The following is a 12,404-nucleotide window of genomic DNA, read 5'->3' on the forward strand; positions in this document are numbered from 1 at the left end:
ATGCCCGCGGTTCTCCCACCCCCCCGGTGGACCGCGGGCATCGGTCCGTGTCCACGGTCGCGGAGTGCTCAGGCGTGCGGAGTGCGCGAGGCGAGGGTCACGATCGGGTGGCATCGCGGCGTGTCGGGTGGCGCGGATGAGTCGACTGGACATATTGGGATCGACAGCGTAGTCTCTTGCTTTGCGCTGTCTATCGCCCTGCCCTCATATGCCTACCCGGCGCGCCTCCGCAGATACGCGGCTTGGCCCCGGGATCCGGTGGAGTATGTGGCTGAGGACTCGCGACACGCACGCTATCAAGAGGGAAGGACCCGCCCTTGGCTGCCTCGCGCACCCCTTCGGCAACTGCCATCGCCAACCGTTCCGCATCACCGCGAATCTCCTTCGCGCAGATCTCCGAGCCGATCGAGGTTCCTAACCTCCTCGGCATCCAGACCGAGAGCTTTGACTGGCTCGTCGGCAACGCGACCTGGCAGGGACGCGTGGAGACTGCGAAGAACGAGGGACGCGACGACGTCCCCGAGATCGCGGGACTGCAGGAGATCTTCGAGGAGATCTCTCCGATCGAGGACTTCGGCCAGACGATGTCGCTGAGTTTCTCGGACCCGTATTTCGAGGAGCCTCGCCACACTCCCGAGGAGTGCAAGGAGAAGGACTTCACCTTCGCCGCGCAGCTCTTCGTGACCGCGGAGTTCATGAACAACACGACCGGCGAGATCAAGTCGCAGACCGTGTTCATGGGCGACTTCCCGCTCATGACCCCCAAGGGCACATTCATCGTGAACGGCACCGAGCGCGTGGTCGTCTCGCAGCTCGTGCGATCGCCCGGCGTCTACTTCGAGCGCACCCCCGACAAGACGTCCGACAAGGACATCTTCACTGCGAAGGTCATCCCCTCGCGCGGTGCGTGGCTCGAGTTCGAGATCGACAAGCGCGACGCCGTCGGCGTGCGCGTCGACCGCAAGCGCAAGCAGCCGGTGACCCTGTTCCTCAAGGCGCTCGGCATGTCAGACGAGACCATCGCGGAGGAGTTCAAGGACTACCCCGCGATCCTCGAGACCCTCGAGAAGGACACCGTCCACTCGCAGGAGGACGCCCTCGTCGACCTGTACCGCAAGCTGCGCCCGGGCGAGCCGCCCACGGTCGAGGCGGGCCAGAACCTGCTCGACAACTTCTACTTCAACCCCAAGCGCTACGACCTCGCGAAGGTCGGCCGCTTCAAGCTGAACAAGAAGCTCAAGGTCGGCAAGAAGCTGGGCGAGTCCACGCTGACGCTCGACGACATCGTCGCAACCGTCAAGTACATCGCTGCCGCGCACTCCGGCCAGAAGACCTTCCCGGGTCTCGTGGACGAGGTCGAGGTCGAGACCGACGACATCGACCACTTCGGCAACCGCCGCATTCGCGCCGTGGGCGAGCTCGTGCAGAACCAGATCCGTACGGGCCTGTCCCGCATGGAGCGGGTGGTGCGTGAGCGCATGACGACTCAGGACGTCGAGGCGATCACGCCGCAGACCCTGATCAACACGCGCCCTGTGGTCGCCGCGATCCGCGAGTTCTTCGGCACGTCGCAGCTGTCGCAGTTCATGGACCAGAACAACCCGCTCGCGGGTCTCACCAACAAGCGCCGCCTCTCGGCGCTTGGCCCCGGTGGTCTGTCCCGTGACCGCGCCGGCATGGAGGTTCGTGACGTTCACCCGTCGCACTACGGACGCATGTGCCCCATCGAGACGCCTGAAGGACCGAACATCGGACTGATCGGTGCGCTCGCGACCTATGGCCGCGTGAATCCGCTCGGCTTCGTCGAGACCCCCTACCGCAAGGTGCTCAAGGGCAAGGTCACCGACAAGGTCGACTACCTGACCGCCGACGACGAGGACCGCTTCGTCATCGCGCAGGCCAACGCGAAGCTGAGCGACAACAACACGTTCGCCGAGGAGCGCGTGCTGGTCCGCTCCAAGGGTGGCGAGGTCGAGTTCGTGCCGCGCGACGCCGTGGACTACATGGACGTCTCGCCGCGCCAGATGGTGTCGGTCGCGACCGCGCTGATCCCGTTCCTGGAGCACGACGACGCCAACCGCGCCCTCATGGGTGCGAACATGCAGCGCCAGGCCGTGCCGCTCGTGCGTTCCGAGGCGCCACTGGTCGGCACCGGCATGGAGCGCCGCGCGGCGATCGACGCCGGTGACGTCGTCGTGGCGACCAAGCCTGGTGTGGTCACCGAGGTGAGCGCTGGGCTGGTCACGGTGGCGAACGACGATGCCACCACCGGTTCCTACCGCATCGCCAAGTTCGAGCGCTCGAACCAGGGCACGAGCTACAACCAGCGCGTGCTCGTCAGCGAGGGCGACGTCCTCGTCGAGGGCTCGGTCATCGCCGACGGACCGTCGACGGACAACGGCGAGCTCGCGCTCGGCCGCAACCTGCTCGTGGCCTTCATGTGCTGGGAGGGGCACAACTACGAGGACGCGATCATCCTGTCGCAGCGCCTTGTGGAGGACGACGTGCTGTCGTCGATCCACATCGAGGAGCACGAGGTCGATGCTCGGGACACCAAGCTGGGCCCGGAAGAGATCACGCGCGACATCCCGAACGCCTCCGAGGAGGTGCTCGCGGACCTCGACGAGCGTGGCATCATCCGCATCGGCGCCGAGGTGCGTGCGGGCGACGTCCTGGTCGGAAAGGTCACGCCCAAGGGCGAGACCGAGCTCACCCCTGAGGAGCGCCTGCTGCGCGCGATCTTCGGCGAGAAGGCGCGCGAAGTGCGCGACACCTCGCTCAAGGTTCCTCACGGCGAGTCCGGCACCGTCATCGGCGTGCGCGTGTTCACCGAGGAGGAGGGCGACGACCTTCCTGCCGGCGTCAACGAGCTGGTGCGCGTGTACATCGCTCAGCGCCGCAAGATCCAGGAGGGCGACAAGCTCGCTGGCCGTCACGGCAACAAGGGCGTCATCTCGACGATCCTGCCCATCGAGGACATGCCGTTCCTCGAGGACGGCACGCCTGTCGACATCATCCTCAACCCGCTCGGCGTGCCCGGTCGTATGAACGTCGGCCAGGTGCTCGAGACTCACACGGGCTGGGTGGCGAAGCACGGCTGGGATGCCACCGGCAGCGATGAGGAGTGGGCCAAGAACCTGCCCAAGGGCGCGGAGAAGTCCGAGCCGGGCACTCCGGTGGCCACGCCGGTGTTCGACGGCCTGGAGGAGAAGACTCTTCTCAACCTGCGGTCGGTCATCAACCCGAACAAGGACGGCGACCGGCTGGTCGACGACGACGGCAAGGCACGGCTGTTCGATGGCCGCTCCGGCGAGCCGTTCCCCGAGCCGGTGGCGGTGGGCTACAAGTACATCCTGAAGCTCCACCACCTTGTCGACGACAAGATCCACGCGCGTTCCACGGGTCCGTACTCGATGATCACGCAGCAGCCCCTGGGCGGAAAGGCCCAGTTCGGCGGCCAGCGCTTCGGCGAGATGGAGGTCTGGGCCCTCGAGGCCTATGGCGCCGCCTACGCCCTGCAGGAGCTGCTGACCATCAAGTCTGACGACGTGGTGGGCCGTGTGAAGGTGTACGAGGCCATCGTCAAGGGCCAGAACATCCCCGACCCGGGCCTGCCCGAGTCGTTCCGGGTGCTCATGAAGGAGATGCAGTCGCTGTGCCTGAACGTCGAGGTCCTCAACTCTGAGGGTCAGCTCGTCGAGATGCGCGAGTCTGAGGACGACGCATATCAGGCCGCCGAGTCGCTCGGCATCTCCCTCTCCAGCCGCCCTGACGCCTCCAGCGTCGACGAGATCTAAGCAAAGGAACTGACTGTGCTAGACGTCAATGAGTTCAGCGACCTTCGCATCGGTCTGGCCACGGCGGAGGACATCCGCACGTGGTCCCATGGCGAGGTCAAGAAGCCCGAGACCATCAACTACCGCACCCTGAAGCCGGAGAAGGACGGACTCTTCTGCGAGAAGATCTTCGGCCCGACCCGTGACTGGGAGTGCGGCTGCGGCAAGTACAAGCGCGTGCGCTACCGCGGCATCGTCTGCGAGCGCTGCGGCGTCGAGGTCACCCGATCTCGCGTCCGCCGTGAGCGGATGGGCCACATCGAGCTCGCCGCTCCCGTCACCCACATCTGGTACTTCAAGGGCGTCCCGTCGCGTCTTGGCTACCTGCTCGACCTCGCCCCGAAGGACCTCGAGAAGGTCATCTACTTCGCCGCCTACATGGTGACCGAGGTGGACGAGGACGGTCGTCACGAGGACCTGCCGAAGCTGCGCAACGAGATCGAGGCGGAGAAGAAGCAGATCGCCAACCAGCGCGACGTGGACATCAACAACCGCGCCGAGAAGCTGGAGAAGGACCTCGGCGAACTCGAGGCCGAGGGCGCGAAGGCTGACGCCAAGCGCAAGGTGAAGGACGGCGCGGAGCGCGAGATGGCGAACCTGCGCAAGCGCGCGGATGCCGAGATCGAGCGTCTCGACGCGGTGTTCGACCGCTTCGTCAGCCTCAAGGTCCAGGACCTCGAGGGCGATGAGCTGCTCTACCGCGAGCTGTCGCGCCGCTACGGCGTGTACTTCAAGGGTTCGATGGGTGCCGAGGCGATCAAGAAGCGCCTCGAGACCTTCGACCTCGACGCCGAGGCGCTCCACCTGCGCGACATCATCGCCAACGGCAAGGGCCAGCGCAAGACTCGGGCGCTCAAGCGCCTCAAGGTCGTCAACGCGTTCCTCACGACCACCAACTCGCCCTCGGGCATGGTGCTCACCGCCGTCCCGGTCATTCCGCCGGACCTGCGACCGATGGTGCAGCTGGACGGCGGCCGCTTCGCGACCTCCGACCTCAACGACCTGTACCGCCGCGTCATCAACCGCAACAACCGACTCAAGCGTCTGCTGGATCTCGGTGCGCCCGAGATCATCGTGAACAACGAGAAGCGCATGCTCCAGGAGGCAGTGGACGCGCTGTTCGACAACGGCCGTCGTGGCCGTCCGGTCACCGGACCGGGCAACCGGCCGCTGAAGTCGATCTCCGACATGCTGAAGGGCAAGCAGGGCCGGTTCCGTCAGAACCTGCTCGGCAAGCGCGTCGACTACTCGGGCCGTTCGGTCATCGTGGTCGGCCCGCAGCTCAAGCTGCACCAGTGCGGTCTTCCCAAGCAGATGGCGCTCGAGCTGTTCAAGCCGTTCGTCATGAAGCGTCTCGTCGAGCTCAACCACGCGCAGAACATCAAGTCTGCGAAGCGCATGGTCGAGCGCAGCCGTTCCGAGGTCTGGGACGTGCTCGAAGAGGTCATCACGGAGCACCCGGTGCTGCTGAACCGCGCACCGACGCTGCACCGCCTGGGCATCCAGGCGTTCGAGCCTCAGCTGGTGGAGGGCAAGGCCATCCACCTGCACCCGCTCGTCTGCGGTGCGTTCAACGCTGACTTCGACGGCGACCAGATGGCCGTGCACCTCCCGCTGAGCGCCGAGGCGCAGGCGGAGGCTCGCGTGCTGATGCTGTCGAGCAACAACATCCTGAAGCCGTCGGACGGCCGTCCGGTGACCATGCCGTCCCAGGACATGATCATCGGTCTGTACCACATGACGCTCCACAAGCCGGGGTCGAAGGGCGAGGGCCTCGCGTTCTCCTCGACGTCAGAGGCTCGCATGTCGTTCGACGCGGGGGAGATTGCGCTCGGCGCAGAGATCTCGCTGCGCGTCGACGCCGACACCGTGCCGCCGGCCGGCCACGAGCTGCCGTCCGACCGCGTCGCGGGTGTGCCGTTCACGCTCACCACGACCCTCGGTCGCGCACTGTTCAACGAGCTGCTGCCGATCTCCTTCCCGTACGTCAACCGCAACGTTGACAAGAAGGTCCTCGGCGGCATCGTCAACGAGCTCGCCGAGCGTTACGAGAAGGTGGAGGTCGCTGCGTCGCTGGACGCGCTCAAGTCGGCCGGATTCCACTGGGCCACGCGCTCTGGCGTGACCATCGGCATCGGCGATGTGGCGACTCCGAAGAACAAGCAGGAGATTCTGGACCGCTACGAGGCTCAGGCCGTCAAGGTGCAGGTGCAGTACGAGACCGGTCTGATCACGGACGACGAGCGCCGTCAGGAGCTCATCGAGATCTGGACCCAGGCGACCAACGAGGTCGACCGCGCCATGCGCGAGTCGTTCCCGCAGTACAACACCGTGCACACCATGGTGGACTCGGGTGCTCGTGGTAACTGGATGCAGGTCCGTCAGATCGCCGGTATGCGCGGACTGGTGGCGAACCCCAAGGGTGAGATCATCCCGCGTCCGATCAAGTCGAACTACCGCGAGGGACTGTCCGTCCTCGAGTACTTCATCGCCACGCACGGTGCTCGCAAGGGCCTCGCTGACACGGCTCTGCGCACCGCGGACTCGGGCTACCTGACCCGGCGCCTCGTGGACGTGTCGCAGGACGTCATCGTTCGTGAGGGCGACTGCGGCACTGAGCGCGGACTGTCCATGCCGATCGTCGAGCGCACTGCTGGCGGCGAGGTCGTCAAGCACGAGCGCGTGGAGACCTCGGTCTTCGCCCGCACGCTCGCGACCGACGTCGCCGACGCGAAGGGCAACGTCATCGGGAAGGCCGGAGCCGACATCGGCGACGTGCTGATCGATGCGCTCATCGCGGAAGGCGTCGAGGACGTCAAGGTCCGTTCGGTCCTGACGTGTGAGTCCGCCGTCGGCACGTGCGCGAAGTGCTACGGCCGTTCGCTTGCCACTCGTGAGCTCGTGGACATCGGCGAGGCGGTCGGCATCGTCGCCGCCCAGTCGATCGGCGAGCCTGGCACCCAGCTGACCATGCGCACCTTCCACACCGGTGGTGTGGCGTCTGCGGATGACATCACGCAGGGTCTGCCGCGTGTGCAGGAGCTCTTCGAGGCTCGCACCCCCAAGGGTGAGGCCCCGATCTCTGAGGTCCCCGGTCGTCTGAAGGTCGACGACTCGGAGGCCACGCGCCGCCTGATCGTCACCCCGGACAATGGCGACGAGCCGTTCGAGTACCCGGTGTCCAAGCGTTCGCGCCTGCTGGTGCAGGACGGCGAGCACGTCGAGGTCGGCCAGCAGCTCGTGGCCGGCGCCGTGGATCCCAAGAACGTGCTGCGCATCCTCGGCCCCCGCGCCACCCAGAAGCACCTGGTGGACGAGGTCCAGAACGTGTACCGCTCGCAGGGTGTCGAGATCCACGACAAGCACATCGAGGTCATCGTGCGGCAGATGCTCCGCCGCGTGACGGTGCTCGAGGCTGGCGAGGCTCCGCTGCTGCCGGGCGAGCTCGTCGAGCGTGCGCGGTTCGAGAGGGCCAACCGTGAGACCGTGACCAGCGGAGGCAAGCCGGCATCGGCTCGGCCCGAGCTCATGGGAATCACCAAGGCGTCGCTCGCGACCGAGTCGTGGCTGTCCGCGGCCTCCTTCCAGGAGACCACCCGTGTGCTCACGGAGGCGGCGATGTCCGGCAAGTCCGACCCCCTGGTCGGGCTCAAGGAGAACGTCATCCTCGGAAAGCTCATCCCCGCGGGCACCGGACTTCAGAACTACGCCACCGCAACGGTCGAGCCCACCGAGGAGGCGAAGGCCAATCTGTTCCCGACCTTCGGCTACGAAGAGTGGGACGGCCAGTACTTCAGCGAGGGAACCGGAGAGGCAGTACGCCTCGAGGAGTTCGACTTTCCTCGCGAGTAGCACCCGTCGGCCGCGGGGCGCGCCTGCCCCGCTTTGACGACGTCGCGGGTCACGGGTATCGTAGATACTCGTGCCCGCGACGTCGGGCCCCCACGCGCGCCCTGTCGGGCGTTTTTCACCATAGGTGCGACACGCCCGGGCGCGGGGGTCGGACCCCCGCAGGTTTCAGCAACACACGATCAAACGGAGATGTAGTGCCTACGATTCAGCAGCTGGTCAGGAAAGGCCGGCACCCCAAGGCCAGCAAGACCAAGACGCCGGCGCTCAAGTCGAGCCCCCAGCGGCGCGGCGTGTGCACCCGTGTTTACACCACGACGCCCAAGAAGCCGAACTCGGCTCTTCGCAAGGTCGCCCGCGTGCGCCTGTCCACGGGCATCGAGGTCACGGCCTACATCCCGGGTGAGGGCCACAACCTGCAGGAGCACTCCATCGTGCTCGTGCGTGGTGGCCGTGTGAAGGACCTTCCCGGTGTTCGCTACAAGATCGTTCGCGGTTCGCTCGACACGCAGGGCGTGAAGGGCCGCCAGCAGGCTCGCAGCCGTTACGGCGCGAAGAGGGAGAAGAAGTAATGCCTCGCAAGGGACCGGCCCCCAAGCGGCCCGTCATCAATGACCCGGTGCACGGCGCGATCGTCGTCACCCAGCTCATCAACAAGGTGCTGCTCGACGGCAAGAAGTCGACCGCCGAGGCTATCGTCTACGGCGCTCTCGCGGGTGTCGGCGAGAAGTCTGGCCAGGACCCCGTGGTCGTGCTCAAGCGCGCCCTCGAGAACATCCGCCCGGCACTCGAGGTCCGCAGCCGCCGCGTCGGTGGTGCCACCTATCAGGTGCCTGTCGACGTGCGTCCGGTGCGATCGACCACGCTCGCCCTCCGCTGGCTGGTGGACTTCTCGCGCGCACGTCGCGAGAAGACCATGACGGAGCGCCTCATGAACGAGATCCTCGACGCATCGAACGGCCTCGGCGCCGCGGTGAAGCGTCGCGAGGACATGCACAAGATGGCCGAGTCGAACAAGGCGTTCGCGCACTACCGCTGGTAGTCGTCGCCTCGTTCGACGGGATCCCAAGACTCTAGGAGAACCACGTGGCACAGGACGTGCTCACGGACCTGACGAAGGTCCGCAACATCGGCATCATGGCTCACATCGATGCCGGCAAGACCACTACGACCGAGCGCATCCTGTTCTACACGGGTGTCAATTACAAGATCGGCGAGACCCACGACGGCGCCTCGACGACCGACTGGATGGAGCAGGAGCAGGAGCGCGGCATCACCATCACGTCCGCCGCGGTCACGTGCTTCTGGGCCGACAACCAGATCAACATCATCGACACCCCTGGCCACGTGGACTTCACTGTCGAGGTCGAGCGCTCGCTGCGCGTCCTCGACGGCGCGGTCGCCGTGTTCGACGGCAAGGAAGGCGTGGAGCCCCAGTCCGAGACTGTGTGGCGCCAGGCCGACAAGTACGACGTCCCCCGCATCTGCTTCGTCAACAAGATGGACAAGCTCGGCGCGGACTTCTACTTCACCGTCGAGACCATCGTCAAGCGACTCGGTGCCAAGCCGTTGGTCATCCAGCTGCCCATCGGGGCTGAGAACGACTTCGTGGGCATCGTCGACCTGGTCGAGATGAACGCCAAGGTGTGGCCCGGCGACTCGAAGGGCGACGTCACGATGGGCGCCACCTACGAGACCACCGAGATTCCGGCGGACCTCAAGGACAAGGCCGACGAGTACCGCGCAGCGCTGCTCGAGAGCGTGGCGGAGTCGGACGAGGTTCTCTTCGAGAAGTACCTCGGCGGCGAGGAGATCACGGTCGCAGAGATCAAGGCCGCGATCCGCAAGATGACGGTCGCCTCCGAGATCTACCCCGTGCTGTGCGGCTCCGCGTTCAAGAACCGCGGCGTGCAGCCGATGCTCGACGCGGTCATCGACTACCTGCCGGGCCCGCTCGACGTGCCCGCCATCCAGGGCCACGACGTCAAGGACCCCGAGGTCATCGTCGAGCGCCACGCTGACGCGAACGAGCCGTTCTCCGCTCTCGCGTTCAAGGTGGTCTCGCACCCGTTCTTCGGTCGCCTGACCTACGTCCGCGTCTACTCGGGTCACCTCGAGAACGGCGCTCAGATCATCAACTCGACCAAGGGCAAGAAGGAGCGCATCGGAAAGCTGTTCCAGATGCACGCCAACAAGGAGAACCCTGTCGAGTCCATTCACGCCGGCCACATCTACGCGGTGATCGGGCTCAAGGACACGACGACGGGCGACACGCTGTGCAACCCGGAGCACCAGGTCGTGCTTGAGTCGATGACCTTCCCGGAGCCCGTGATCGACGTGGCGATCGAGCCCAAGACCAAGGGCGACCAGGAGAAGCTGTCGCTTGCGATCCAGAAGCTCGCGGAGGAGGACCCCACCTTCCGCGTGCGCCTGGACGACGAGACCGGCCAGACCGTCATCGGCGGCATGGGAGAGCTTCACCTCGACATCCTCGTGGACCGCATGCGGCGCGAGTTCAAGGTCGACGCCAATGTGGGCAAGCCTCAGGTGGCGTACCGCGAGACCATCCGCAAGACGGTCGCGAAGTACGACTACACCCACAAGAAGCAGACCGGCGGTTCCGGCCAGTTCGCGAAGGTGCAGATCTCGCTCGAGCCCCTCGAGGCCGACTCCGAGGTCCAGTACGAGTTCAAGAACGCCGTCACCGGTGGACGCATCCCGCGGGAGTACATCCCGTCGGTCGACGCCGGTATGCAGGCCGCCATGGAGCTCGGCATCCAGGCCGGCTACCCGGTCGTGGGTGTGCGTGCGACGCTGCTCGACGGTCAGTACCACGATGTCGACTCTTCGGAGATGGCGTTCAAGATTGCCGGTTCGATGGCCTTCAAGGAGGCCTCGAAGCTGGCGAAGCCCGTTCTGCTCGAGCCGATGATGGCCGTCGAGGTCCGCACGCCCGAGGAGTACATGGGCGAGGTCATCGGCGACGTCAACTCGCGCCGCGGTCAGATCCGTCAGATGTCCGATGCCGCTGGCGTCAAGGTCATCGACGCGCTCGTGCCGCTGTCCGAGATGTTCGGCTACGTCGGCGACCTGCGTTCCAAGACGTCGGGCCGAGCGGTGTATTCGATGTCGTTCGACAGCTACGCGGAGGTCCCCAAGGCAGTCGCCGAGGAGATCATCGCGAAGACCCGGGGCGAGTAGTCCCACCGGTTGTAAAACATCAGCAACAATAGCGACCAGTAGGGATGACACCCCGAATGGCCCTCACCGGGCCTCACGGACTAGCATCTTTACCTTAAGTCTCAAAAAATCAGGAGGAACCCCTCATGGCTAAGGCCAAGTTCGAGCGGAACAAGCCGCACGTCAACATCGGAACCATCGGTCACGTCGACCACGGCAAGACGACGCTGACTGCAGCGATCTCGAAGGTGCTGCACGACCAGTACCCCGAGCTCAACCCCTTCACGCCCTTCGAGGACATCGACAAGGCGCCCGAAGAGCGTGAGCGCGGCATCACGATCAACATTGCGCACATCGAGTACCAGACCGAGAAGCGCCACTACGCGCACGTCGACGCTCCTGGGCACGCCGACTACATCAAGAACATGATCACCGGTGCCGCGCAGATGGACGGCGCGATCCTCGTGGTCGCGGCGACCGACGGCCCGATGGCTCAGACCCGTGAGCACGTGCTGCTCGCGAAGCAGGTCGGCGTTCCCTACCTGCTCGTGGCGCTCAACAAGTCGGACATGGTCGATGACGAGGAGATCCTGGACCTCGTCGAGATGGAGGTCCGCGAGCTGCTGTCGTCGCAGGGCTTCGACGGCGACAACGCTCCCGTGGTCAAGGTCTCGGCGCTCAAGGCGCTCGAGGGTGACGAGAAGTGGGCGAAGTCCGTGGCGGACCTGATGGAGGCCGTGGACGAGAACGTCCCCGAGCCCGTCCGCGACATGGACAAGCCCTTCCTGATGCCGATCGAGGACGTCTTCACGATCACCGGTCGTGGCACCGTCGTCACCGGCAAGGTGGAGCGCGGCAAGCTCGCGATCAACTCGGACGTCGAGATCCTCGGCATCCGCGACCCGCAGAAGACCACGGTCACGGGTATCGAGATGTTCCACAAGCAGATGGACGAGGCCTGGGCCGGCGAGAACTGCGGCCTGCTGCTTCGTGGCACCAAGCGTGAGGACGTCGAGCGCGGCCAGGTCGTGGTTGCTCCTGGCACCACCACGCCGCACACCAACTTCGAGGGCAAGGTCTACATCCTCAACAAGGATGAGGGTGGACGCCACAACCCCTTCTACACGAACTACCGCCCGCAGTTCTACATCCGCACCACGGATGTGACCGGCGTGATCACGCTGCCCGAGGGCACCGACATGGTCATGCCCGGCGACACCACTGAGATGTCGGTCGAGCTGATTCAGCCGATCGCCCTCGAAGAGGGTCAGGGCTTCGCGATCCGTGAGGGTGGCCGTACCGTCGGTTCAGGCACCGTCACCAAGATCACCAAGTAGTTCTTTTCACACATTTCGGTGCGGGGTCCGGCTCACCGGCCGGGCCCCGCATCGGTGTGTCAGGCCCTCGGTTGGCGCTGAGGCCCGAAATCTGGCACAATATTCAGGTTGCCCATTGTGGGCGACCGCACACTCACCCACGACGACTCGAGAGATCGAGAAGCGCGCCAGTGCGTCGCAGATATGCGACACGCCCGAGCGC

Annotated in this window: 6 protein-coding genes; all 6 read left to right on the top strand. The window is 65.5% G+C overall.

Features of this window, described 5'->3' with window-relative positions:
• Nucleotides 1–317 precede the first annotated feature (317 nt).
• The 6 genes from rpoB (at nt 318) to tuf (ending at nt 12,202) form a co-directional block, all read left to right on the top strand.
• Nucleotides 318–3,797 carry a DNA-directed RNA polymerase subunit beta gene (gene rpoB / locus AOP72_RS01620; protein ID WP_062131466.1) on the top strand — a complete coding sequence of 1,160 codons (3,480 nt, stop codon included), beginning with the start codon at nt 318–320 and terminating at the stop codon, nt 3,795–3,797.
• A gap of 15 nt (nt 3,798–3,812) precedes the next feature.
• The gene (locus AOP72_RS01625; protein ID WP_062131469.1) at nt 3,813–7,688 is read left to right on the top strand and encodes a DNA-directed RNA polymerase subunit beta'; all 3,876 of its coding nucleotides are present in this window, start codon (nt 3,813–3,815) and stop codon (nt 7,686–7,688) included.
• A 194-nt stretch (nt 7,689–7,882) separates the two neighbouring features.
• Nucleotides 7,883–8,257 carry a 30S ribosomal protein S12 gene (gene rpsL / locus AOP72_RS01630; protein WP_062131472.1) on the top strand — a complete coding sequence of 125 codons (375 nt, stop codon included), beginning with the start codon at nt 7,883–7,885 and terminating at the stop codon, nt 8,255–8,257.
• Entirely contained in the window at nt 8,257–8,727 is a 471-nt protein-coding gene (rpsG, locus tag AOP72_RS01635) for a 30S ribosomal protein S7 (protein WP_062131476.1), read from the top strand. The genes rpsL and rpsG overlap by 1 nt, the downstream gene beginning before the upstream one ends.
• 44 nt (nt 8,728–8,771) lie before the next feature.
• Nucleotides 8,772–10,886: an elongation factor G gene (gene fusA, locus AOP72_RS01640; protein WP_062131479.1), complete on the top strand. Its 2,115-nt coding sequence runs from the start codon at nt 8,772–8,774 to the stop codon at nt 10,884–10,886.
• A 125-nt stretch (nt 10,887–11,011) separates the two neighbouring features.
• Nucleotides 11,012–12,202 carry an elongation factor Tu gene (tuf, locus tag AOP72_RS01645; RefSeq protein WP_062131482.1) on the top strand — a complete coding sequence of 397 codons (1,191 nt, stop codon included), beginning with the start codon at nt 11,012–11,014 and terminating at the stop codon, nt 12,200–12,202.
• Nucleotides 12,203–12,404: the final 202 nt, after the last annotated feature.

The sequence above is a fragment of the Demequina aestuarii genome (genome assembly GCF_000975095.1).
Classification (GTDB): domain Bacteria; phylum Actinomycetota; class Actinomycetes; order Actinomycetales; family Demequinaceae; genus Demequina; species Demequina aestuarii.